This is a genomic window from uncultured Cohaesibacter sp., assembly GCF_963556055.3.
In the GTDB taxonomy this organism is placed as follows: domain Bacteria; phylum Pseudomonadota; class Alphaproteobacteria; order Rhizobiales; family Cohaesibacteraceae; genus Cohaesibacter.
Window position 1 is genome coordinate 281,866 of record NZ_CAUVYE020000008.1, and the last position, 24,776, is coordinate 306,641.

At 49.5% G+C, this 24,776-nt stretch carries 21 protein-coding genes, 1 tRNA gene and 1 pseudogene; 9 read left to right on the forward strand and 14 right to left on the reverse strand.

The features are described 5' to 3' along the window. Positions 1–165: 165 nt before the first annotated feature. The 3 genes from ACHZB8_RS03450 (at position 166) to ACHZB8_RS03460 (ending at position 4,867) form a co-directional block, all read left to right on the forward strand. A complete protein-coding gene (locus ACHZB8_RS03450) occupies positions 166–2,166 on the forward strand; it encodes a methyl-accepting chemotaxis protein (protein ID WP_316858719.1) in 2,001 nt (666 codons plus the stop codon). Positions 2,167–3,066: 900 nt separating this feature from the next. Next, a complete protein-coding gene (locus ACHZB8_RS03455; protein ID WP_316858720.1) occupies positions 3,067–4,098 on the forward strand; it encodes a four-carbon acid sugar kinase family protein in 1,032 nt (343 codons plus the stop codon). Between the two features lie 28 nt (positions 4,099–4,126). Beyond that, positions 4,127–4,867, forward strand: coding sequence for a FadR/GntR family transcriptional regulator (locus ACHZB8_RS03460; protein ID WP_316858721.1), 741 nt, complete (start codon positions 4,127–4,129; stop codon positions 4,865–4,867). A gap of 158 nt (positions 4,868–5,025) precedes the next feature. Here ACHZB8_RS03460 and pdxA read toward each other — a convergent pair whose 3' ends face one another. The 6 genes from pdxA to ACHZB8_RS03490 form a co-directional block, all read right to left on the reverse strand. Next, the gene (gene pdxA, locus ACHZB8_RS03465; RefSeq protein WP_316858722.1) at positions 5,026–6,012 is read right to left on the reverse strand and encodes a 4-hydroxythreonine-4-phosphate dehydrogenase PdxA; all 987 of its coding nucleotides are present in this window, start codon (positions 6,010–6,012) and stop codon (positions 5,026–5,028) included. A gap of 57 nt (positions 6,013–6,069) precedes the next feature. Continuing rightward, a complete protein-coding gene (locus ACHZB8_RS03470) occupies positions 6,070–6,981 on the reverse strand; it encodes a phosphoglycerate dehydrogenase (protein WP_316858723.1) in 912 nt (303 codons plus the stop codon). A gap of 47 nt (positions 6,982–7,028) precedes the next feature. Further along, complete coding sequence (locus ACHZB8_RS03475; protein WP_316858725.1) at positions 7,029–7,913, reverse strand: dihydrodipicolinate synthase family protein; 885 nt, start codon at positions 7,911–7,913, stop codon at positions 7,029–7,031. A gap of 3 nt (positions 7,914–7,916) precedes the next feature. Further along, entirely contained in the window at positions 7,917–9,419 is a 1,503-nt protein-coding gene (locus ACHZB8_RS03480; protein WP_316858726.1) for a tripartite tricarboxylate transporter permease, read from the reverse strand. Positions 9,420–9,530: 111 nt separating this feature from the next. Beyond that, on the reverse strand, positions 9,531–10,496 hold the full coding sequence (locus ACHZB8_RS03485) for a tripartite tricarboxylate transporter substrate binding protein (protein WP_316858728.1): 966 nt from the start codon (positions 10,494–10,496) through the stop codon (positions 9,531–9,533). A 39-nt stretch (positions 10,497–10,535) separates the two neighbouring features. Continuing rightward, on the reverse strand, positions 10,536–10,997 hold the full coding sequence (locus ACHZB8_RS03490) for a tripartite tricarboxylate transporter TctB family protein (RefSeq protein WP_316858729.1): 462 nt from the start codon (positions 10,995–10,997) through the stop codon (positions 10,536–10,538). A gap of 401 nt (positions 10,998–11,398) precedes the next feature. On the opposite strand from ACHZB8_RS03490, the gene ACHZB8_RS03495 reads away from it, so the two are divergent. Continuing rightward, a complete protein-coding gene (locus tag ACHZB8_RS03495; protein ID WP_316859185.1) occupies positions 11,399–12,517 on the forward strand; it encodes an iron-containing alcohol dehydrogenase in 1,119 nt (372 codons plus the stop codon). 802 nt (positions 12,518–13,319) lie between these two features. On the opposite strand, the gene ACHZB8_RS03500 is transcribed toward ACHZB8_RS03495, so the two are convergent. The 5 genes from ACHZB8_RS03500 to ACHZB8_RS03520 all read right to left on the reverse strand — a co-directional run bounded on the left by ACHZB8_RS03500 (position 13,320) and on the right by ACHZB8_RS03520 (position 18,241). Beyond that, a complete protein-coding gene (locus tag ACHZB8_RS03500) occupies positions 13,320–14,279 on the reverse strand; it encodes a tripartite tricarboxylate transporter substrate binding protein (RefSeq protein ID WP_316858730.1) in 960 nt (319 codons plus the stop codon). Positions 14,280–14,291: 12 nt separating this feature from the next. Continuing rightward, positions 14,292–15,227: an alpha/beta hydrolase gene (locus ACHZB8_RS03505; protein ID WP_316858731.1), complete on the reverse strand. Its 936-nt coding sequence runs from the start codon at positions 15,225–15,227 to the stop codon at positions 14,292–14,294. Then, entirely contained in the window at positions 15,217–16,755 is a 1,539-nt protein-coding gene (locus ACHZB8_RS03510; RefSeq protein WP_316858732.1) for a tripartite tricarboxylate transporter permease, read from the reverse strand. The genes ACHZB8_RS03505 and ACHZB8_RS03510 overlap by 11 nt, the downstream gene beginning before the upstream one ends. Before the next feature lie 12 nt (positions 16,756–16,767). Further along, positions 16,768–17,229, reverse strand: coding sequence for a tripartite tricarboxylate transporter TctB family protein (locus ACHZB8_RS03515; protein ID WP_316858733.1), 462 nt, complete (start codon positions 17,227–17,229; stop codon positions 16,768–16,770). A 109-nt stretch (positions 17,230–17,338) separates the two neighbouring features. Further along, positions 17,339–18,241, reverse strand: coding sequence for an alpha/beta hydrolase (locus ACHZB8_RS03520; RefSeq protein WP_316858735.1), 903 nt, complete (start codon positions 18,239–18,241; stop codon positions 17,339–17,341). A 321-nt stretch (positions 18,242–18,562) separates the two neighbouring features. Between ACHZB8_RS03520 and ACHZB8_RS03525 the strand changes: the two genes are divergently transcribed. After that, positions 18,563–19,495 (forward strand): LysR family transcriptional regulator, encoded by a 933-nt coding sequence (locus ACHZB8_RS03525; protein ID WP_316858736.1) that lies wholly within the window; start codon positions 18,563–18,565, stop codon positions 19,493–19,495. Positions 19,496–19,568: 73 nt separating this feature from the next. Further along, a pseudogene (locus ACHZB8_RS03530) lies at positions 19,569–20,319 on the forward strand (IS5 family transposase); the annotation flags it as partial. A 447-nt stretch (positions 20,320–20,766) separates the two neighbouring features. Here the strand turns inward: ACHZB8_RS03530 and ACHZB8_RS03535 are convergent. From ACHZB8_RS03535 to ACHZB8_RS03545, 3 genes are all read right to left on the reverse strand, one after another. After that, positions 20,767–20,842 (reverse strand) — tRNA-Ala (locus tag ACHZB8_RS03535). 60 nt (positions 20,843–20,902) lie between these two features. Next, a complete protein-coding gene (locus tag ACHZB8_RS03540) occupies positions 20,903–21,142 on the reverse strand; it encodes a hypothetical protein (RefSeq protein ID WP_316858737.1) in 240 nt (79 codons plus the stop codon). Between the two features lie 69 nt (positions 21,143–21,211). After that, positions 21,212–21,589, reverse strand: coding sequence for a TIGR02300 family protein (locus ACHZB8_RS03545; RefSeq protein ID WP_316858738.1), 378 nt, complete (start codon positions 21,587–21,589; stop codon positions 21,212–21,214). Positions 21,590–21,845: 256 nt separating this feature from the next. Here ACHZB8_RS03545 and aroA point away from each other — a divergent pair, with 256 nt between their 5' ends. The 3 genes from aroA (at position 21,846) to ACHZB8_RS03560 (ending at position 24,769) form a co-directional block, all read left to right on the forward strand. Further along, positions 21,846–23,195, forward strand: a complete 1,350-nt coding sequence (aroA, locus tag ACHZB8_RS03550; protein WP_316858739.1) for a 3-phosphoshikimate 1-carboxyvinyltransferase — start codon at positions 21,846–21,848, stop codon at positions 23,193–23,195. 56 nt (positions 23,196–23,251) lie between these two features. Next, the gene (plsY, locus tag ACHZB8_RS03555) at positions 23,252–23,950 is read left to right on the forward strand and encodes a glycerol-3-phosphate 1-O-acyltransferase PlsY (RefSeq protein ID WP_316859186.1); all 699 of its coding nucleotides are present in this window, start codon (positions 23,252–23,254) and stop codon (positions 23,948–23,950) included. A gap of 66 nt (positions 23,951–24,016) precedes the next feature. Next, complete coding sequence (locus tag ACHZB8_RS03560; protein ID WP_316858740.1) at positions 24,017–24,769, forward strand: helical backbone metal receptor; 753 nt, start codon at positions 24,017–24,019, stop codon at positions 24,767–24,769. Positions 24,770–24,776 lie beyond the last annotated feature (7 nt).

Genomic DNA, 24,776 nt, shown 5'->3' on the forward strand with positions numbered 1-24,776 from the left:
TATTCGTATAATATATAAACGATTTTATTATTGAATTTACATGTTCTTAAAACATTGAATATTAAATTGACTTGAATATTGAGGATTTAAATTTGAAATTCTCAAAAATAGTGAAAATTTACATTTGAAATGTTCCATTTTCATTTGTTTTTCAGGGAGGGATATATGATAAAGCTATCGAATGTCAGCATTGCCAAAAAGCTGTTGATCGGTTTTGGTTCAATCATGGCATTGGTATTTTTTCTTGGTGGTTATTTTGTTGTAACGCTTCTTGACAATGAAAGTAATTTTCAGAATTACCAAAAAGCTTCTGAAGCCAATCAACTGGCCGCAAAGATGATTCTTTCCATGACGGAAACGGAAAAGAACGTCACCACTTATGCCCAGAGCTCTTCTCATGAGCTTGCTCAAAAGATCCAGACAACAATCTCGCAAATGACATCCATGGCCAAGGATATCGAGACCATGGCAGCCGCAGCCGGTTCCGTCACCGAGAATGTTCAATCCATGGAGCTCTATGGGCAAACCTTTGAGAAAATAGCGAAGATGCAGGTTCAGTTCGAAACGGTCAAATCCGACGTCCTGAATCCGCAAAGCCAGATTATCGGCGAAAATCTGGGCAGCCTGAAAGCGTTCGCCCTGCGCAGCGGTGTCATTGACACTCTCAACAAGGTCGGTGGCCTTGAAAACATGCTTGCGGGCATACGGGCATCCAGCACCGAATTCATTTCCGCAGGTCGGACAGATTTCTACCAAATATCGCTTGATGCGTTGGCCGAATTTGACAAGGCTCTCTCGGATCTTCCAAACACCTTTCATGGTGAGCAACGCAAACAGGCTTTGGCAATGGCTGAAGCTGGCGAAAGCTTTGTGCCGGCCTTGAAAGAATCCATCGAAATTGCACATACGCGCATGCAGATGATTTCCGATACGATGACGCCGATCGAGAAAAGCGTTGCGGAAAACCTGCGCTCTTTTCAGAAAGAACTCGCTGCATCGGCAAAACGCTATGAGCTTGAAACAACGAACAATATCCAACAGGCTATTTGGTTGACGGTCCCCGTTGTCATGATGGTCATTTTGCTCGGTCTGTTTGCCGCATGGATTATTCAACGCAATGTTTCCCGTCCGATCAAGACCTTGACGGAAACCATGCGCACGCTTGCCGACGGGAAGAAAGATGTCGAAATTCCACACAGGGACCGGGGCGATGAGGTGGGTGCCATGTCCGCCGCAGTGCTGGTCTTCAAGGAAAACATGCTCAAGGCGGATGAGCTTTCTGTGCGTGAAGCGAACACCACGAGGGAACAGCATGAACGCAGTGCACTCATCGAGCATTTGACCGAGAATTTCGACTCCAGTATCTCAGAGATGATTTCCCGCTTGCTGACGCTGGCAGACGAGATGGAGCAGTCCTCGAAAAACATGGCCGAAATGACCCTCAGTGCCAACAGTCAGGTCGCAGAGGTTGCCAAGGAAGCCGTGCATACCTCCTCCAATGTGCAGACCGTTGCATCTGCGACGGAAGAACTCACAAGCTCTATTCAGGAAATCAGCCGTCAGGTCGAACATTCATCTCAAATCGCAGCCCATGCTGTTGGTCAGGCGGGGGAAACCGACAGCAAGGTTCAAGGCCTGAAATCTTCGGCCCAACGCATTGGCGAAGTCGTAAGTCTCATCTCCGACATCGCAGAGCAAACCAATCTGCTGGCTCTGAACGCAACGATCGAGGCCGCAAGAGCTGGGGATGCCGGCAAGGGCTTCGCAGTCGTCGCCGCGGAGGTGAAAAATCTTGCCAACCAGACCGCCCGGGCCACAGAGGAAATCGGCCAGCAAATCACTGAAATTCAAACGGAAACGGAAGCTTCTGTACAAGCCATTCAGGCGATCAGTGGAACCATCAGCAATATCAACTCTGTCTCGGCCAGCATTGCTTCGGCCGTTGAGCAGCAAAGCGCTGCTACAGGCGAGATTTCTCGCAATGTGGAAGCGGCCTCAACAGGCACCCAGGTCGTGTCCGACACCATTACCCACGTGGCCCATTCTGTCGAAGAGACAGAGAAAGCGTCTTCCCATGCTAGAGCTGTCGCCGACGAGTTGAATCAAAAGGCAATTGATCTGAAAAGCACGGTGGAAGACTTCCTCACAAAAGTGCGCACAGCCTGATCAGGCAAAACCAAACCAGGAAGTCCCGATTTTGCTCCCGGATGGGGAATGAAGTCGGGATTTCTATTCGCAGACATGCCGCAAAGGCAGAACTGTTGCAAATTCAATACCTTTTTGCAAGTCACTTCTCAGTGACATTCAACAGTGAAGGTGCGTTCAATCGTTTTCATCAGATTCAGCCTCTTTGGGTCGATGCCAACTGGTGTGTAATAAAAACTGGATCGGCTTAGATGCTCTAGCCGGCATTACTGTGTGATGCTCAGATGAGGATGTTTAGCGCAGATCGTGACTTTCTTCTCGGAGGGGCTCATTTCTTGAGCCCTCGTGACAAAAGGTCATTCTCGATAGTCGGCATTCCGATCTTAGTTTAGAGTTCTTTGATCTCGACTTCACTTGCCCCGGCTACCTTTTCTTCTGAGGAGAAAATATCGGCCGTATCTTCAGCAGCTTGCCGTTTCCTTGTGCTTATCTGGTTTGGATGAACCTAATACTTGGTTGTGATTTCTTGGATCGACTTATCGCCCCGCAGAGCTTCAATTGCCACTTTGGCTTTGAACTGGTCTGCAAATCGCCGACGTTTATCATCGCGTTTCTTTTCCGAAGGTCTCGATAGACCTTTCCATTCTGTCTGATTTTTCAGAACCACTACACGATTGAGCGGCTGATAATCCTATTTGTCGTTTTGAAGTTGCCCAAATCTTCAATATCGTAAGGATTTATATCTGGATGTGCGCGTTTTTCGGTGGAACTAAACTTGATAATTTGTAAAACAAATTCGCAATGTAAAGCGTTCTTGGATAAAGATAGATTGGATTAACTTGCTAACTATGTTACATTTTTCCGCAAATTGGTGTTTTATGACACTTGAATTTTATATTTGACAAATGTGTGGGCTGTAAGGTGAAGTTAGTAGTAGTTGCGGATGATTTAACTGGGGCTCTTGATAGTTCAGTTGCTTTTTCAGAACGTGGGTTGACAGTGCTTTGTGCACTGACCGTTTCCAGGTTGAAAGAGGCTATGGAGAGTGGAGCCGATGTCGTTGCCGTTTCTTCCGGATCCAGAGAGATTGCCGAACAAGAAGCTGTGTCTCGAGTAAAGCAAGTGCTTGATCTAATTTACGCTCATGAAGATGGTAATAAGGTTCGGGTTTTCAAGAAAGTGGACAGTCGGCTCAAAGGTCATGTCGCTGAAGAAATCAAGGCGCTGGATGTTGCTCAGGAAAAGACTCTCATTTGCCCTGCGATTCCAAGGCTCGGCCGTTATGTGAAGAACGGAAAGCTCGTTGGTGAAGGGGTCGATGAGCCAATCGATGTGGTTCAAATTTCTGGTTTGTCGCAGGAATGCTCTGTCGATGCGAATTCGCAAGCAGACATTGAAAATGCGATCAAAGATTTTGCGCAAGACGGTTTGTTCGTCGGAGCCGCCGGGTTGGCTGAAGCTTTGGCCAAGAAAATCACTCCGGTTTTTACAAGTGAAGGTTTGCTTGCTCCTGTTGCCCCAGCCTTGTTCGCTATCGGATCAAGAGATCCTGTTACCTTGGCTCAGCTTGAAGATTTCGAATGTGTTGGAGCGCCCAATGGTGTTGTTCCTGTTCCTCAGAATTGGTCTGGCGATGTAAAAGTTTTACAAATGACACCAGGCAAAACTGTGGTGTCTGGTCAAGAAGCGGGGGAATGCTTTGCTGAAGGAGTTGCAAATTGGATTTCTGAAACCAGGCCTAAGACGTTTCTTGGATGTGGTGGAGAAAGTGCAGCCGCTATTTGTGCCAAGCTCAATATAGGAATCTTGCAAGTTCTTGGTGAGGTGCTACCAGGTTTGCCAATGTCAAAATCTATAGGTGCTGATGATGATTTGTTTATCATCACAAAATCAGGTGGGTTTGGGGGTAAGGATACACTTGAAAATTTGACCCAAAAACTTGTAAGAATGTAGAATTGTTTAATGTCGTAGGTTTGAAGTCGTGACTCAGAATAGTGAAGCCAGTGAAAACAAGAGCCGTCCAAGGAGGCTTCTAGCTGACAAGATTTATCATACTTTGTTTAACCGCATTTCACATGGCGACTATCCGGTTAATCAGCGCATGCCATCTGAACATCAACTATCTGAAGAACTTGGTGTTTCTCGGCCAGTTCTTCGCAATGCGCTCGAGAAGTTGCGCAAAGAAGGCCTGATTTATGCGAGACAGGGGGCTGGCAATTTCGTAAGGGCTCCCTCTGTTTCTCCGGTCGGTTTTGCTAGAGTTGAAACCCTTTCCGATATTCAACGATGCTATGAGTTTCGTCTCAACCTTGAAACTACGGCAGCAGTTTTGGCGGCAGAGCGCCACAACAGTTCATTGCTTAAAGAAATGGAAGAAGCGCTCGAAATGATGCGCACAGCCACGGGAAGTCTGATGCATCGAGAAGACGCCGACTTCGCGTTTCACATTGCTATCTCCAAAGCGACCAATAACCATTATTTCGAAACAGCCATGCGGGCGTTGAGAGAGCACATTTATGTTGGCATGCAAATGCATGGCCAGTCGCTATTGAATGAAGGCAGCAAGGCTCTCATCCATGTCTTTGAAGAGCATAGTGAAATTTTCAAGGCAATTAAGAACAAAGACAGTTCCTTGGCGTCTTCACTTATGCGTGCGCATCTTGAGCATTCCAGAGATCGCTTGTTTGGTGGCGGTCTCATCGACTTGAAGATGCACGACTAAGAATGCAAAGCCTGTTAAGTTTTAAAGTCGATTTCTTGGTTTGAGGTCGGCTTTTTTGTTGTTGTCTCACGACTTATCTTGGTATTTGCACAAAAAAAGGGAGCCGGAGGGCTCCCTGAAGGTGGACTGTTTGAATAGATATCAGGAGAACTGGCGTGTTACCTATTTTCCTTGGTTGCCGCAAGCTTGCTTGCGTAATTGAGAGCACTGAGCATATTCACATGATTTGCTTTGCCAGTACCCGCAATATCAAAGGCCGTGCCGTGGTCAACGGAGCAACGGTCAATTGGTAGACCGAGGGAAACATTGACAGCGGAATCAAATTCAATAATCTTGATCGGAATGTGTCCCTGGTCGTGATATTGGGCGATCACCAGATCAAATGCACCCATATGGGCGCGGTAGTAGACGGTATCAGCTGGAATAGGCCCGACAACATCAATGCCTTCTTTTTGTGCCATTTGAATGCCTGGCAGTATCTGATCATCGTCTTCATTGCCGAAGAGGCCTCCTTCCCCGCAGTGGGGGTTGATACCAGCAACGGCAATACGTGGATTTTCGTACCCCATCCGCTTGAAGTGCTTGTAACCCATCCGGATTGTTTCAAGAATGCGATTTGGGGTAGCCCGATTAATTGCAGTCTTGAGTGAAACGTGGGTTGAAACATGAAGAACATTAAGCGTCTCGGACGCCAGCAGCATCCATGAGTTTTTTGACCCCGTCAGGTGAGCCAGCATGCCGGTATGACCGTCATAATGGTGGCCAGCGGTATTGAGAGCAGCCTTGTTGATCGGCGCTGTTACGATGCAAGCGGCTTCGCCTGCTCCCACCATGTCCACTGCCTTCTTGATAAATCGGAAGGAAGCTTCACCGCATGCTGGGGACAGCACACCGAATTCTCCGGGAAGACCTTCAACGTCCACATGGATAACAGCAAGAGAGCCTTCAGCACCTTCTGTGCCATAGGCATGTAACGGCAAATCAAGGCCGCAAACCTTTTTTGCTCGCTCCAGCGTGCCCATGTCGCCAATAACAGCATATTGGGCTCTCTGGTCGGCAGAAAGCGCTGCCATTGCTTTTACAGTCACTTCTGCGCCGACGCCGGAAGGATCGCCCATAGTGATTACAACGGGACTAATAGACATGTTTCTCTCCTTGGGAAAAAAGGAGGGCTTTGCAGCCCTCTCCTATTTGCTTACCTATTACAGGTCTTTAGCGTTCAGGCAGCGTTTCGGCATGTCCCCGTCCAGAATGGTCGCGATGTCTTCAATAACCATCAATCCCACATTCTCAACGGCTTCCTTGGTGTCTGCACCAGAGTGCGGAGTGAAGATAGCATTGGGATGACCGAAGACAGGATGTGAGGTTTCTGGCGGTTCGGTCACGTAAGCGTCGATGGCTACACCACCGAGTTGGCCGCTTTCCAAAGCCGCAGCAATGGCATCCAGGTCGACAACTTCACCGCGAGCAAGATTGATCAATTTTGCTCCTGGTTTCATTTTGGAGATCGTTTCTGGATTGATCAGAGCCGCATTGTCTTTGCCGCCGAAGATGTGCAGAGAAACATAATCAGCTTTACCCAGCAAGTCATCGAAAGTGAGGATTTCGATGTTATGTTCAGATGCAAAGGCCATATCAGCATATGGGTCGGTTGCAACAACTTTCATGCCAAGGCCTATGGCTAGTTTGGCCAGACGCCTACCGATGTTTCCCAGTCCTACGATGCCGAGTGTTTTACCGCCAAGCTGAGTGCCAACACGGCGTTCCCATTTGCCTGATGTTACGCAAACATGACCCTGAGGGATGAAGCGTGCCATGGCATACATGAAACCAACAGCCAGTTCGGCAACTGCATCAGCATTCGCAGCTGGCGTGTTGCAAACCGGAAGTTTCTTTGCTGTGCAAGCAGGGATGTCGATATTGTCGACCCCTACGCCGTGTTTGATGACGGCTTTAAGGTTCTTTGCACCGACCAGTGTCTTAGTTGATACTGGAACTAGACCAACGACAAGAAAGTCAGCGTCTGCGATTTGCTCGGAAACACCACCATCTGGTTTGGATGTGTCATCACAACGCACAAGATTCCATCCGTGAGCTGCAATTTCATCTGGCACCCGACCATGTTTGCCAAAGCCGGGTGAGGTTGTAAGTACTTTAACCATTATTTGATCAGCTCGTATTTCTTCAGAAGGGCTTCTACCTGTTTGTCCTGTTCAGGATCCGGCAGAAGTGCTGGCTGACGGGAAGCTCCAACGGAGTGATCCATAACCCAAAGAGCGCGTTTTACCATGGCTGGAGGGAAGCCCAGACCATAGAGGTCTTTGCGGAAGTTGCCATAGATTTCCTGGGCGGCTGAAGCACCCGCTTCGTCGCCAGCGTTAAAGCAAGAAACGATTTTGGCAAGAACTTCAGGCATAACGTTACCAAGACCGGAAATGCAGCCAGCGGCGCCGTTCTTAAGTGCCCAAAGAACGAGGTGGTCAGGACCGGAATAAACGTCGAAACCTTCGACTTCTTTACCAACCTGCATGTAAGCTTCGAGTGTTTCCTGTGCTCCACCGGAATCTTTGATGCCAGCGATGTTCGGATGAGCAGAAAGCTTGCGTGCGGTTTCTGGTTCAATGTGGTTCTGAGTACGTGCGGGGATATCGTAGAGATAGATAGGGGTATTTACCGCGTCAGCAACCGAAAGATAGTGACGTTCCAGACCATCCTGGGTGCAAGCAATAAAGAATGGAGTGATGACTGCGATACCAGCAACACCGATACGGTCAAATTCTCTAGCCAGTTTAACTGTTTCAAAAGTGGCAGGCATGCCAGCGTTTACTATGACCTTGCACTTACCCTGAGATTCTGCAACGACTTCTTCGGTCAACTTGACTTTTTCTTCAAAAGTCAGTGCCGAGAAATCGCCGTTTGTTCCGGCGCAAAGAATGTTGTTTCCTGCTGCAATTTGGCGGCGTACCTGGGCGCGGGTTGCTTCGTAATTCAGTGTCTCGTCTTCGTTAAAGCAAGTGACGAGAGCAACATATGCCTCTTTGGTCATGGTTTACTCCATTGGTTTTGTGGCTTGCTTGGACTTTTTGGAGTTTGCGCGAGCCTGAGAAATGAATGGCCAGGCGAGTGACAGGACTGTCAGGCCAAGAAACAAGATTGTAATTGGGCTGGAAACGAATTGGAAAATGTTGTCACCAGTCTGAAGAAGACCGCGGCGCAAATTGGACTCCATCATTGGGCCGAGGATAAGCGCAATACAAAGAGCGGCCTGACTGAAACCGAATTTCTGCATGCCCCACCCGAGAACGCCGAATCCTACCATGGTCAGCAAGTCGACCTGATTCAGGTTGATCGAGAAGGAGCCGATAAAGCAGAAGATTACGATTGCTATGGTCAGCATTCTGCGGGGAACCATGAGGATCTTCGAGAAGAGCGGAATAAGAGCCATGCCGAAGATGAACATGAAAATGGTAGCAATAAAGGTGCCACCGAAGATGCCGACAACGATATCAGGGTTGGTCTGGAAGAGCATTGGTCCGGGAGCTAAACCCTGGATCATCAATCCGCCCATCAAAACTGCCGTCACGACATCACCTGGCACACCGAGTGCCAAGAGAGGTATGAGAGCCGATGCGCAAACTGCGTTGTTGGCGCTTTCCGTTGCGGCAACGCCAGGCACATAGCCGGTGCCGAATTTTTCAGGAGTTTTGGAAGAGCGGCGGGCTTCGTTGTAAGAAATCCAAGATGCGGTACCTGACCCCGTTCCCGGAACGATGCCGATGAATGTGCCGATAATGGATCCGCGGATCAGTGCTGAAGCGCTTTCCTTCATTTCCTGCATTGTTGGCCAGCGGCCGGTCACGTGGGTGATAATGGAAGCATCTTTCACCGTCAGGCGCTCAAGCTGTGTGAATACTTCGGAAAGAGCGAACAAGCCGATAAGGGCTGGAGTGAAGGCAAAGCCTGAGGCAAAGCCGTTGATACCAAACGTGTAGCGCATGACGCCAGAAATCGGGTCAGCACCAACGCAAGAGATCAAAATACCAAGCAACCCGGAAATGGCTCCTTTGACGAGGTCTCCCGAAAGGGATGCGATAATCGTCAGGCCAAAAAGAGCGAGGGCAAAATACTCAGGAGCACCGAACTCGAGAGCAATACTGGCGAGCTGAGGGGCTAGAGTGGCAAGAACTACAGCAGCGATGAGGCCGCCAATAGTTGATGCGATGGTTGCCATGCCAAGCGCCTTTCCTGCCTGCCCTTTCTGTGCGAGTGGATACCCGTCAAGAACGGTTGCGGCAGAAGCTGGAGTACCCGGAGTTCTGAGGAGAATGGACGAAACACACCCACCATAGATACCTCCAATGTAGATACCAATCAGCATGTTAAGACCCATAACGGGTGTCATGCTGAATGTGAGTGGGATGAGCAGTGCAACACCCATGGTCGCAGTCAGACCTGGTAGGGCGCCGATTATGAGACCACCCAACGTGCCTAGAGCGATGGTCCAGAGTACGTTGAGTTGAAACAGAGGGGCGAGATAGGAGAGCGTGTCCATGGTCAACTTTCAGGCAAATTTGCTGAAGTCTTCGTCTTCAGACATAACAGTTTTTGTTGATGACTGAAGCGCAGCTACCGCGCTTCAGTTTTTGTCCGAAAGGGATTCTGATTATTTGTTCATGCCGAGCATGCCGAGATCTTCAAGAACCTTTTTGGCGACGTCAGCGTCATTCTGAACGCGCTTTTCAAAGGTTGCTGCGTCTTCGTAGGTTACGAATTCGCCCATATCGGTCATTTTCTTAATGAATGCAGGGTCGGTCGCAACAGTTTTAACTGCATCACGAAGCCATGCCAGAGCATCGGCATCTACATTCTTCGGAGCGACCAGGCCTTTCCAGGATGACCATGTGAAGTCGACACCCTTTTCAACAGCAGTTGGAGTGTCCGGGAACAGATCGATACGTTTATCTTCCATCACGAACAATGGGGTCATCTGTCCGGCTTCTGATGCAGCCTTGGCTTCGGCTGGTGAAGCGACCATTGCGTCGATGTGTCCGCCAATGCAAGCTGTACGCGCTTTGGAAGAACCCTCGAACGGAATGGACTCAATTTTGATGCCAGCTGCTTCTGCAAATGCTTCAGCAGAAATCTGGTTTGCACCACCCGCACCAGAGTTGCCAACCTGTGGCTTGTTGGATTTTGCATATTCGACGAAGGAGTCGTAATCGGCAAATGGAGCGTCTTTACAAGCAACCATTACCTGCAGAGAACGCGCAAACAGACCAACATAGTTGAAGGAGCCGACTTCGTAGTCTGTTCCGCCAATATGAGGTTTGATAGCAATTGGGCCCTGCGCAGCAGCGCCGATCGTGTAGCCATCTGGGCGTCCATGGGCAGCAGCCGATGTTCCGATGGAACCGCCTCCACCCGGCTGGTTACGAATAACCATCTGCTTGCCTTCGAAATTTTTTTCAAAAACATCCGCAAATACGCGCAGAGAAAGGTCAGTGGAGCCACCAGCAGAGTAAGGGACAATCACCTGAATTGGACGTGCAGGAAAACTTGCGGCGGATACACTACCTGCAACCATCATGGCGGCGGCTGCAACGGAAAGTGACAATAGAGTTTTTTTCATTCGTTATCCTCCCGAGAATGAATGATTTTGCTGAACAAACTATGGTAGCCAGACTGAAAGCAGAACTGTGAAACCATAGTACACGGCGAGTGTCATGATCGCCGGGAACAGGGCAAAGACGGGCCAACGCCTTTCGCCAAGCAACCAGAGACCAATGAAAAAGGTCACGAGTGTGGCTGGAATATAGCCGATTGGATAGAACGCTAGTGCGTAAGCTACCAACAGGAGCACGAACGCCAGCATGATGAGCAAAGTATGCACATCAGGCATTGAAATGGTTCGCGTTTCTGTGCCTCCCTGCTTTGCTTTGGCGCGAGATATCAAAATAAGTGAAAGGAAAGCCGTCCCTGCAATCATAATCCATGGGACCATGGATGGGCCGGCGACCGAACTGCTCATTCCATTTTTGATATCCAGCGTCAACCAAGCTGAGATGGCGCAAAAAACCAGCAAACCACTGCCAATCCACATATCGCTTTTGGGTTCCGATACTGTCGACATTGAGTCCTCCGAAATAGGCGCGAGGCAGATAAGCCCCAAAGGTCTCCCCTGACCTCTGACAACACCATGATTACAAACTGATAATTTGTCAACTTAAATTGTGCAATATTATACCAACTGCGATGAGATTTAATGGTGCACGAGTTGCTTGGCGGGCTTTCTAAAAACTGAAAATTTTCTTTAACTTGCTAAAATTAAAGAAAAAATTAGGATGAATTTCCATATTCTCATGTGTGCAAAATTGAGCGAATTTTTCATTCGATGAAAATTTACATGTAAATACTAGATTGACAAATATCACATTTAGGGTCAGTTTGATTGCTGAATTCGGTATAAAGTTAAGCACTTTGCCTTGTAGTTATAAATTTGTCCAAAAGTGCTACGCTGGGAGCAATGAAACAATGTTAAGTCTTACATCTCCGTTGGAAATGCAGTTTCCCTCTGTCATTAAGTTTGGTGAAGGCACCATTGGTACCTTGGCAGACTGGATAGAGAAAAAGGGCTATAACGAGCCATTTGTTGTAGCTGATGCAGTCAATGTTGCTCGCCTTGACCTGTTGGGTCTCAAGAATGTCAAATGTTTTGGTGACGTTGTGCCAGAGCCCGATATTGCAAATATGAACGAAGCTATAGAAGCTGCCGCCGGTTGCGATGTTGTGATTGGCTTTGGTGGTGGATCCGCAATGGATTTAGCCAAGCTCGTAGCCGTTCAGGTCTGGCAGGATGTTAAATTCTCTGACATTTCAGGGCCCCACCGGGTGTTTGATCGTAAAGTTGGATTGGTGCAGATTCCAACCACTGCTGGTACTGGTTCTGAAGTCGGTACGCGCGCTCTGGTGACGGACCCCGCAACGATGAGCAAAGTGGCAACCGAGAGCGTATTTATGCTCGCAGACTTGGCAATCATTGATCCAGCAATGACAATGACCGTTCCCGCAAAAGTGACCGCTGCGACGGGTGTTGACGCTATGGCTCACTGTGTTGAGGCCTTTACTTCAAAGCGCTCTCATCCTGTCATCGATAGCTATGCGCTCCAGGGGATTGAACTTGTGGGGAAGTTCCTCAAACGCGCTGTTGAGGATGGTTCCGATACAGAGGCTCGTACGGGTCTTGCTCTTGCTGCTTTCTATGGTGGTGTTTGCCTTGGACCAGTAAACACGACGTCAGGGCATGCGATTTCTTACCCTCTGGGTACGCGTTACAAGTTGGCTCATGGCATCGCAAATGCTCTGATATTTCCGCACGCGCTTGCTGCAAACATGCCTGCTACCCCAGAGAAAACGGCAAAGATTTGTGCTGCTCTCGGGTTCTCCAGCTCGACTGTTGAAGAAGTCTCGGTTGGTGCGAAAAGATTCTGCGAATCTTTGGGACTAGATATGAGATTGCGTGCTTATGGTGTACCTGAAGAGGATTTAGCTTCAATGGCTCAGGAAGCGCACGATATTCGTCGATTGCTGGATTGGAATCCAGTCGATTTGTCTGTTGCAGACATCGAAGCGATCTATCGTGCTGCATACTAATTTTGAATAAAGACCTGGAACCACTACTTCTCTGGCGAGTTTGTTCCGCGCTCTCTTCAGTCCTCCAGAAGACAGAGAGCGCGTTTTTTATTGAATGTCCCTGTTCGTCTCAACGCCTATGAGACAGATTAGGGAACATGGATAAAGGAGGGTTTGGGCTGATTTTCGCTCTATCCAAGGAAGCGACGATGAAACAAAAATCCGTGCAGGGCAAGCCGTTGGTTGAAAACGATCAAAGATACCCGCCGAAACACGGCACGCGATATTTCGCCGAAGAGAAGATTCTCATCAGTGCTTGAAGGGCTGCGAGGCGAAGATTGCATTGCCGCTCTTAATCTCAGAGAGGGGATCTCGGTGAGCTTCTCATACACAAGGTTGAAGAAAATTTTGGAAGTGGGCAAGAAGCGCCTTGTTGGCAATACAGCTCGGGCAGCCACAACCGGCAAGGTAAAGGTTCTTTAGAAAGAAGCGTGGAACTTCTTCTCCTGCCGCCACTTTGAATTCAAACGGCAATTTCTATCCTTGGGGTAATTAATTGTTATCTTACCCGTTATTATCTATGGATGTCTCAAGCAATATTGCTAGCAAAGAGTAGTCTTGCGATAACTGCGGTGAGTGTTTTTGCGGTCGTCATGCTAATCACTCCTGCCGATCTGGTTGCATAAAGCATTTCGGGGAGACGGCTGAAGCCATGGACCTTGCTGATTTAGAAGTTTAAACCTAAATAACAATTATCCTGCTGCTATTTTTCAAAACAACAGCAGGAGTTTTGCTAGCTAGAACAGCGGAGAACAGTCTCTGTCTAGCGCTTCAGGCCAACGCTTTTGGCCAATTCACTATACAGCTTGTCTTTTTCATGCATCAAAGCGTTGGATTCTTCGACAGTCATGTAAGTGAAAGAGCTGTCAGATTTCGCCAAACGCTCTTTCGAAACAGGGTCGTTTCCGAAATCTTTCATGGATTCGTTGATTTTTTTCACCAAAGCCGGATCCATACCTGGAGGTCCCCAAAGGAAAGTCGGTGAAGTCCAGTCACTCATCGGTACATTTTGGTCTTTGGCTGGGATGAAATCAGGGTACTTTGCGTGTTTTTTGTCCGCAAGAATAGCCAGTACTTTCAGCTGCCCTGCATCAACATACTGTTTTGCGGAAGTTATGCCCATAATACCAAGATCGATTTGACCACCCTGAAGGGCTGCAACTTTATCAACCTCCGATGATGCTTCAACAAGTTTGAGCTTAATGCCGGATGCCTTCATGACTTCGGCGGCGACCAAATGGGATGCGCTGCCAAATGTCACACCCATGATATGTTTGCCAGGTCCATCTTTTTGGGCGGCTTCTACAAATTCCTCAAGACTGTTCCAAGGAGCGTCGCCCGAGGCAGCAAGAACCTGAGGCGGGTAGACCTGACCTGATATGATTGTAGTAAATTCATCAAGGGAACGATTGTAGCGCCCGGTATTGGAATTGATGATAATGCCGATATGGTAGAAAACCAAAGTCTGGCCATCTGGTTTGGCTTGCAAAAGTTCTTCGAATGCCACGTTGCCACCACCGACAGGTTGATTGACAACTGCAATAGAAGCCCCTGTTTTTCTTTGCATATAGTCAGCAAAGATTCTTGCCGAGATGTCAGACCCACCTCCTGGTCTTGTTGGAACGATCATCTTGATCGGGCCATTTGGCCAGTCCTGAGCAACGGCGGTGCTCAGAGACATGCCTATTGCTAGAGCGGCTAGCATCATTTTTCTGAACAGCATCATATCCTCCTATTAATTGTTCAGTTGTTCGTCAAGCCAACGAAAAATTCCTTCCCTGGCTATGTTGCTTTCATCAGTGGAAGCCAGAATGAAGCCGTGACGACTGTTCCTGAATTGGCGAACGGCAACATCAACACCGTTCTCGATGAGGCGTGCTGCATATCGCCAAGCTTCCATTCGTAGTGGGTCGTGAAAGGCTATGTTGATCATTGCGGGGGGCATTTTTTCAAGATCGCTATCAGAAGCCTTCATCGGTGACATATAGCGGTCGGAAAGGTTTTCTGGCACTTCTGAATAAAGAATCATGAAGCTTTCCAACCGATTGTAAGGAAAGAACTTTCCTCCCTTTTCGATTTTCTCTTTGCTGCTGACGGTTGCGTCCAGCATCGGGTAGTCGAGAAGTTGTGCTTTCAGTTTGAAACTGTTGTTGTCGATTGCCATTAGAGAAATAACTGCAGTGAAATTTGCTCCAGCACTATGTCCTCCAAGGGCAATTTTTTCAGGATCAACATTCAAAGCCTTGGCATTTTCAAATGCCCAGGAAACGACGTCGTAACACTCTGTTACACCCGTAGGAAAGGGATGTTCTGGAGCCAGCCTGTAGTCGATATCCAATATCTTGCATCCAAGCCGATTTGCCATTTGGGCGCAGAACACGGTGTCTCTGTCCTGATAGCCTCGGACGAATCCTCCGCCGTGGATGTTGATGAAGAGCGGTCCATTATCCCGATGGTTAGTCGGTGTGATGGACAGCACTCTGCTTGGGCCGACACGGGTGGGAACCGCGAGTTCCTCGATTGAGACAGAGTCAAGTTCTTCGCGCGCTTGTTCCGTCAAATTGGTTTCCATTAAATTGGATGTGCGTAGAAGATGAGCCAACTCTGCGCGGTCTGCAGCGCTCAACTCGTAATTTGGAACAAAGTCCACACTGTCTAAGTTAATTGACATTGGCTCCACTTTCTCTGCTTGTTTGGGCGTTTGCTTCTGCTTTCTTCACTTTCCTAGCTTTAAGCCATGGCAGGAGGTATGGGGACACGATGCTAAAGAAGGCCGCTGCCAGAAGTAGGGTCGAAACCGGCCGTGTGAAGAAAGGCAGAATGCCATCATCGGTGTAGGTCAAACCGCGCCTCAGGTTGAGTTCAAGCATCGGCGCCAAAATGAAGGCAAGCAAAAACGGTCCAACCGGTAGACGGAAGCGGTCCATTACTAGGCCTAGGCCCGCAAATCCAAGCAACAGGATATAGTTGAAGGCAGTTGAAGAACCGACAAAAACACCCATGAAGCCCAGAACGATAATTGCTGGATAAAGGTAATGGTATGGAATTTTAAGGATCGCAGGGAACAGTCTCATGCCCCAGAACTGCATGATCAAAACAAGGACTGCCGCAATCAATGAGGTGAGAAATAGGGCATATACAATCTCTGGATTGTTATCAAAAAGAAGCGGTCCGGCCTGAACGCCATGGATCATAAGTCCGCCAAGCAAAATGGCTGTTACACCATCTCCGGGGATTCCTAGTGCGACCATGGGGATAAGAGACCCACCGACGGCGGCATTATTGGAAGCTTCTGATGCAAATACCCCGTCAATACATCCTTTGCCGAATTTCTCAGGATGCCTTGAAGCAGATTTGGCTTGAGCGTAAGCGACCATATTTGAAAGGGAAGAGCCCATACCTGGTAAAAAGCCGATCCACAGTCCGATGAAGAATGATCGGAAGATGTTCCAAATATTATCCTTATATTCCTTCAGGGTGACACCAAATCCCCTTATGTCGCTGGAATCCACTTGCGGGATTTGCTGCTCGCCTTTGGCAAAGTCGACAACAATTTGCTTGAACGCAAATAGACCAAGCATCACAGAGACCAGATCAAATCCACTATTGAGGTAGAGGTTTCCAAAAGTGAAGCGGGGATTGCCATCGATCGGAGCGAAGCCGACTGATGCGAGAATCAAGCCGAAGGCTGCGGCGGCCAACCCGTGAAACACCCCGTCCCTTGCCAAAGCAGCGACAAGCGAAATCGCGCAGAAGCCGAGTGAAAAATATTCCCAAGGGCCCATTTTCAGAGCGAGACGAGCCATAAGCGGGCTGAGTACCAGTGCTATCAAGATTGATAGGACCGTGCTGAAAAAGGAGGCCGTGATGGAAGCGCCGAGTGCTTTGACGGCCTGTCCGTTGCGGGTCATCGGATAGCCGTCAAAGGTTGTTGCTATCGATGAAGGCGATCCAGGAATACCAAGAAGGATCGAACCAATCATGGCCCCTGAAATGCCGCCCACCCATATGGAGATAAGCATCGCAAGACCTGTTTCAGGTTCCATGCCAAATGTGAGCGGCAAAAGAAGAGCAACCCCCAACCCTCCGGAAAGACCAGGAATAGCACCAAGGACTATACCAAGTGCAGTCGAAATGGTTATGAGGGCAAAGGTCGCTGGTTGAAGAAGTATGCCGAAGCTAGCAAGTATATCATGCATGGGATTGCCTACTCAAAACAAGATGCCAGAAGGGAGAAGCGTGTTCAGGAATTGTGAGAAAAGTAAGTGAACGCCGGCTGTCACTGCCGCTGAATAGACCACTCCTCTCCACCACACACGACGGCTGGACCCTGCAATGACATAGTAAAATGCAAAGGTGAGGATAGGGGTCGTCAGGTAATATCCGAACAACCACAGACCCAGAGAGTAGGCTATCAACAGGCCTGAAATGGTTAGCCCTCGTATCTGTTGTGTGAGGTCGAGTTTTGCTTCGCCGTCTTTTATCTGTTTACGCTTATGGAATAGCAAAATTCCGGCGCCACAAAAAACCAACACGGAAAATCCTAGGATCGGAAATAGTTTTGGGCCGGGGTCTTCGCTGAAGGTGAAGACATCAATCTGCATTGTTTGCCAAATGCCCGCAATGCCAAGGACAATTAATCCCAGACCAAGTGATTTGTCGCTATTCATCATTTCCTCCTCATCAAAAGAAACACGGCAGAGAACGAATTGGGCTCGCTCAGCAGCTTCTTTATTGTTTGAGTGCGCTCCTTTGGTGTCATTGGATTTCTCCCTGACGCAACTAGCTAAACAGGCGTTTCAGCCAATTAAAAATCAATTGCCTGGCTTCTTCAAACCCGGGTTTTGCAGAAACGACCCATCCATGGTCACATTCGGAGAACTGCTTCACGTCAATATCAACGCCCGCCTTTACCAACTTGCCTGCATACTCGTGTGCTTCGTGTCTGAGAGGGTCAAGCCCTGCTATCAGCATGAGCGTTCTGGGAAGTTTGCTTAGAAGGCCTGCGTCCGCGAAGACAGGGGAAACATGTGGGTTGGACAGGTTGTCAGGCGTTCCTGCATAAAGAACGTTGAATGCCTGCATCCGGCTGGCCGGGATCAAGCTGTTTGGCTCAACCTTTTGCTCTGCTGGCGTGGCGGCATCGAGGAAAGGATAGTCCAGCACCTGACCGCAGAGTTTGAAAGAATTCTTTTCTATCGCCAGTATGCTAACAACTGTTGCGATGTTGCCTCCGGCGCTATGGCCGCCAATACAAATGCGAGAAGGATCTACCCCCAGCATTTCGGCGTTTTTGAATGCCCAAGCGACAACGTCATAGCATTCGGTGATTGCAGTCGGAAATGTGTGTTCAGGGGCCAGTCTGTAGTCCACATCCAAGACAAGCGCTCCTGTAGCAAGAGCGAGCTGTGCACAGAAAATGGTGTCTCGAACATGGTAGCCGCGCACAAAGCCGCCGCCGTGGAAATTGATAAATAGTGGGCTGCTGGATTGTCTTTCGTGCTGCGATACCTTTAATACTCTGGATGGGCCAACCTGGGTTGGTACAGAGATCTCTTCCACATCAACAGAAGTAAGATCATTTTGCATCGCTTCAGTAATGGTTGGTGGGATAATTGTATTTTCGCGCAACTCTTCCGCAATTTTTAGACGGTCTTCTTGTGAAGTATCAAAGTTACATTCCATTTATCGTTTTCCTTCCAAATTGTATAGAAAGAAACATAGCTATGCGTGCGGCTAGCCTAAAAATAAGCTTTCCGAGAAGCCTGAGTAGAGTTGGTTATATAAGTTTTATTTGACTAATGTGCTCGAACTGCCAATTTTTAGGCAAAACGATACATCGCTGCCCTAAGCTCAACTTGAGTCGATGGCTGAGACCTTTCTCCAAGGTTCGCCTATTGCTCACTGCTCACTCCCATAAGCTATCCTTCCTTTTGCAAAGAATATAAGTTTGTTTTATAATTTAGAAATACAATTTTCCCTGTTCTCATAAAGAATGGTTATGCCTTGACACTTTCTGCAACCACACTTCTTTCACGAATGAAATCTCGCCTTCGCTTGCGGCATCTACAAGCGCTTATCGCTCTAACCGATTTACGTAGTATGGGACGTGCGGCACAAGCCTTCGGAATTTCTCAGCCTGCAATGTCCAATCTCGTAGCAGAAATGGAGAGGTTACTAGAAACTCCCTTGTTTTTACGGCATTCAAAGGGTGTCGATCCGACATTAGCTGCGCAAGATTTATATCCCATCGCATTGCGAATAATAGGAGCCACAGAAGAAGCGGCCGAGAGGATCGCATCGCGGATGACAAGGGAAAGTGGTTTTTTGAAAATCTGTGCTACGGCTGCCGCGCAAGGAGCAATTTTGGACAAGCTGCTGCCGCTTTTCGTTGCCAATCACCCTCAGATAAAGCTGCAAATCAACGTCACACACGGGCTTTCACTCGATGCCGGTTTTGACTGGGATGAATTTGAGATCGTGTGTTGCCGAGCTCCCAAAGTCATTCCGGACGGTTGGTGTTTTTCGCCTGTTGCGAGTGATGAGATGGCAATTATCTGCGGCATAAATCATCCCTTGGTATCCAAAACAAATGTCGCGATTCGTGATTTGAAAAATTGCATATGGTTGCAAGACCATGTGTCAACGATGGCTCGCAGGCTATTTGAAGAGCTTTGTGAACGGGAGGGCTGGGACAATCCCCAAGAAGTGCATGTTCACTCCCAGTTGGCGGAAACAATTTGGGCCATGCTACGCGGCGATGACTATGTCGTGTTAATTCCCCGTAGTGTCGTTTCTCCGTGGCTTGGTCAGGGACTGCTTCACGATTTGAGAATCAATCTAGACCTAAAACTAGAACCTTTAGGATATTTATGGAATGCGAAGCGTGCGGGCTTTGCAACTCGACTATTCGTTGAGGCGCTTGATAATCTTTCTTAGGCTGTAAACTCATAAAGGTTGTTTGATTTCTTTGAATTTCATGATTCAAGGTTTCCAGAATAGTGAGACTCGAATGACACACAGACTTTATGAATTGACTGATTTCGAATGGTCTATCATTGAGTCATTGTTACCCAACAAGTTGCGAGGCGTTGCCCGTGTTGATGATCGCCGGGTGCTAAATCGGATCCTTTGGCGTTTTCGCACTAGCTCACCCTAGGCCGACATCCCAGAGCGATACCACCCCTATAGGACTTGCTACAATCGCTTTGTTTGCTGGCGCAAGGCCTGTATCTGAGATTGACTTCTTCAAGCAATTTCCAGAGCTTATGACGGAGCTATCATCATGATCGATTGGTCTACTGTTCGGGTCCATCAGCATGGCGCCACTGCAAAAAGGGGATAAGGATGATGGTTGCATGGGACGTTCCCGGGGCGGCTTGACCACCAAGATCCACGCTTTGGTTGATGCTGAAGGCTGACCAATTGACCTACGCTTGACTGCCGGACAAGTTCATGACAGCTGTCCTGCTGATGATATGCTCGACATCATGCGAGCCGACACAATCATCCTTGCGGACAAGGCTTATGATAGCAACGCCATCCGGGCAAAGGCCAACGAACGGGGTGCTTGGGCAAACATCCCGCTAAAGCGAAATCTCAAGGCATTCGTGACCTTTTCAAAGTGGGTCTATCAACAGAGTAATGCTGTCGAGCGTTTCTTCAATAAACTCAAACAGTTCCGTGTTATCTCCAACCGATATGAAAAGAATCCACTGAACTTTCTGGTGGCCATCAAACTCGTCGCTGCACTTAACTGGATCAGAAGTTTATGTGTCTACGATCTAGAGCTTTTCCTCTTTGAGCGCCTCGTCAGCCTTGTCACATTCACTCTGATACCAAGCCTCGAACTTCCAATATTCCTTGAGAGCGATGTCCCTGACTTTGGTCTTCAGTGATTTGCGGAAAAACGTGCCTGAGAACAGATGCGCGTGTTCGGCTTTCCAGCGTCTTTTATAGGAAAAGATGCCGGATTTTACTTGCTGTAAATAAGGGTGCTTTGCCATGTGTTGCATACCGAAATACATCCAAGGAATGTATCCAAGTTCGGTAAACCGGAGCATTTCTCGAGATTGTGAAAGCGCGGGAAATGCGGTGCCAGAAACGGGCAAGACCCTTTCGTGTCGAGCAGATGCGCCTGTTCGACACAAAACCGCCTTATATGGCTGAATTCTGCGATTCTTTGAGATTATAGTTACTTAAGAGAAAAATGGTGGAGCTAAGCGGGATCGAACCGCTGACCTCGTGAATGCCATTCACGCGCTCTCCCAACTGAGCTATAGCCCCATATTCAAGCCGAAGGGTGGCCCGATGGTGAGCGGAACATATTGAAGCACTTGTGTGAAATCAATACCCCTCTTTATGAATCTGTGGATTCTTTCCCCAGTTTCGAACAGGCAACACCAAAGCAGGCGATGTGTGTTCTGCCCGTTTCTTTGCCTGCGGCTTTGTTAAAGCTGTGATCTTGGTCAGGGAAATCTGAAAGGAAGGCACCGCCCCTGCGGCATTTTTGCGTTTCTGGCGTCGCTCTGTCCAGACAAAACAAGAAAGCGCGGCCAATGTTGACCGCGCTTTGAAATCACGCACTTTCAATGTCATTCGGGCCAAAGAGCATGAGCAAAAGCATTGTGCTTTTCCTCAAGACCGTTATCTGGTCTATTCCTCGTCTTCGCTCGGAACCGCGACATCAAGGCCGATCGCATCAAGGGCTTCTTCGTCTTCTTCATCATCAAGGAAGACGTCGGCATCGTCGGAATTGTCGTCATCATCAAGATCCGGAACATCGATATCAGATGCTTGTTCGGCATCTGCATCTTCCAGAGAAATGACGTCCGCATTTTCTTCGGTGCTGGAAACAGAAGCGGCTGCTTCTTCTTCCGGCTCATCGACATCGGCCACTTCAATAGCAGCGGGTTTGGCAATCTCGAAGATCGAGCCACATTTGGGGCATGTGATTGGATCGCGGTTCAAGTCGTAATATTTAGCGCCGCATTCCGCACAGACGCGTTTTGTTCCTAGTTCTGGTCGTGCCACAGCTTTGCCTCTTCACCTAGAGGGTTGACGATTCGGATGATTTTGACCAACTCCATTAGCTAACCTTTTCTTGCCTGTCAAAACCTAAAATGAAAAACCGGTCAATTGTCGCTTTTCTTTGGATGGCGGCGTGACGCAGAGGTTAATATGGTGTAAGTCGATGCCGATTTTACTTCAACATATTGGGTCCCTTTGAGGTTTGTCATAACGCAAATTTCTGATCGGATCGTCAAGCGAATTGGCTGCAAGGTTTGAAATGGCTCACGATACCACCCGATTGTCTCCGCTGACTGCCCGTAAGTCACAAGGCCTCAAGGGGCGCATGCGCGTGCCTGGCGACAAGTCCATTTCCCATCGGGCCCTGATTTTTGGGGCTCTGGCGCGCGGTGAGACGAAAATCTCCGGTCTCCTCGAATCCGAAGATGTCTTGAACACCGCCAAGGCGATGGCCGCCTTCGGAGCCATTGTGCGCAAGGACGAAGACGAGATCTGGCATGTCACGGGGTTGGGCACCGGATCGCTTGTCGAGCCTTCCAATGTGCTTGACTTCGGCAATTCCGGAACCGGAGCCCGCCTTGTCATGGGCATCGCAGGTGCCCATGCGTTTTCCACCACCTTCATGGGCGATGCCTCGCTGTCCGGGCGTCCGATGGCCCGCGTGCTCAATCCCTTGCGCGAGATGGGTGTCGAGGTTCTTTCCCGGTCTGGAGACCGCCTGCCGCTGACGCTGAGGGGAAGCGATCCTGCCACGCCCATCACCTACCGTGTACCGATGGCCTCGGCGCAGGTGAAAAGCTGTGTCCTGCTCGCCGGGCTCAATATGGCCGGTACCACTACGGTGATCGAGCCGGTCAAGACCCGCGATCATACCGAGAAAATGCTGCGCGGGTTCGGCGCAACCCTCGGTGAAGAGGTCAATGAACAGGGGGAAACCGTTCTGACCATCGAAGGACTTCAGGACCTGACGGCTCAGGATGTGACGGTTCCGGGCGATCCGTCTTCCGCAGCCTTCCCCATTGTTGCCGCTCTCGTCACTGAAGGCTCCGATCTTTTGATCGAGGACATTCTGCTCAATGAAACCCGCACCGGACTCCTGACCACATTGTTGGAGATGGGGGCGGACATCACTATAGAAGACGAACGCGACAGCGGCGGCGAGCGTATTGGCAATGTGCGCGTCAGAAGCTCTTGTCTCAAGGGAGTGACCGTTCCCGCCGAGCGGGCTCCCTCGATGATCGACGAATATCCCGTGCTCGCCGTTGCCGCCAGCTTTGCCTCCGGTGAGACTCGCATGGAAGGTCTGGGAGAGCTGCGCGTCAAGGAAAGTGATCGCCTGTCCGCTGTTGCCGCCGGTCTCAAGGCCAATGGCGTGCCCCACGAAGAGGGCAAGGATTATCTGGTCGTCAAGGGCGGAGCCAATAAAACCGGTGGCGGCAGGGTGACCACCCATCTCGACCACCGCATCGCCATGAGCTTTCTGGTGCTCGGACTGGCCTCTGACAAGCCCGTGAGCGTTGATGATGCCGCCATCATCAACACATCTTTCCCCGGCTTTGCCGATCTGATGAAGGATCTGGGCGCGGACTTTCAAAAGGCTGTAGAATAGCGTTTGAGACCAGTTGCATCACAAGAGCAAATACAAGGGGAGGGTAGAACGCGATGATGAATGTCTGGATCGCAATGGCCACAGCCGCGAGTGCCGCTTATCTGCTCGGCTCCATTCCTGCCGGTTTTCTGGCGGGAAAACTGCTTCAGGGCATTGATATCCGCGAGCATGGATCGGGGTCCACGGGTGCCACCAATGTGCTGCGCACTCTGGGCAAGGGGCCGGCGCTCGCTGTTTTCCTTTTTGATGTGGGCAAGGGCGTCGCCGCCATCCTGTTGGCTCGCTGGCTGTGTCAGTGGCTTCTGGGAGGCGAGACCGGGGCTGTGCAAGGTGCCGCCAATGATCCTGATCAATGGGCATCCTGGATCATTGCTCTTGCCGGACTGATGGTCATTGTCGGCCATAGCCGCTCCCTCTGGCTCAATTTCACAGGAGGCAAATCCATCGCCACCGGCTTGGGGATGCTGCTGGCGATTTCATGGCCCGTGGGGTTGAGCGGTCTGGCTGTCTTCATCATTGTGCTTGCAATTGTCCGGATCGTTTCACTCAGCTCCATTCTTGCGGCACTGACCGTGATGATCGTTGCGACCCTTCTGGCATTGCCACTGGCCTATCTCATTCTGGTCTATCTCGGAGCCCTCTATGTCATCTGGCGCCACAAGGCCAATGTGAAGCGGCTTTTGGCCGGAACCGAACCGCGCGTCGGCCAGAAGAGTTCAGATCAAAAGAATCCGGGTCAGAAAAACCCAAATTAGGGTGATGTGAGCGCGAGGCTGTGAGGCAGGGCCTCGGTCTGTCATTGATCGGCAATGGAGGGGCGGATGAAGAAGCGCGTGATCTCTCTTGTTCCCAGTTGGACCGAAACCCTGCTGGCAGCTGGCATTACGCCTGTCGGTCGCTCACGCTATTGCATTCATCCCGCAGATCTTGTTGCCGATATTCCGGCAGTTGGTGGCACCAAGGATTGGGACTGGCAGAAAATTGTCGCTCTTGAGCCTGATCTGTTGCTGCTCGACAGGGAAGAGAATGTCAGCTTCATGAGCGAGCAGACGGACATAGACTGGTTTGCAACCCATGTGACCTCCATCCACTCCATGCCGCAAACACTCACCGAGCTGGCGGAGCTTTTCGCCTCTGATGGTCTTGAGGATATGGCGAGCCGATGGCGAGCAGTTCTTGCCCAAAAGCCACGAAGGCGAGCGTTCGGCGATCCGTTTCCCGGATTGCTGGGCTGGGGCAAAAGGCCGCAAAGGCGGATAGATCGGATACTTTACATGGTCTGGTGTGAGCCGTGGGTGGCTGTCAGCCGGGATACCTTCATCGGCAGCCTGCTTGGCTTGCTTGATCTGGACATAGGGCGCTTCGAGACCCACTATCCCCGAATAGAGCTTAGTGATTTTGATCAGGAGACGACCCTGCTACTTCTTGCTTCGGAACCCTATCCTTTCTGGCAGAAGAAAGAGGAGCTATGCGAGCTGCAATTTCCCCATGCCTTTGTTGATGGCGAAAGCATAAGCTGGTACGGGATAAGATCCTTGCGATTTTTGGAGAAAGCGCTGGCACGTCAGGCCTGATGCAAGG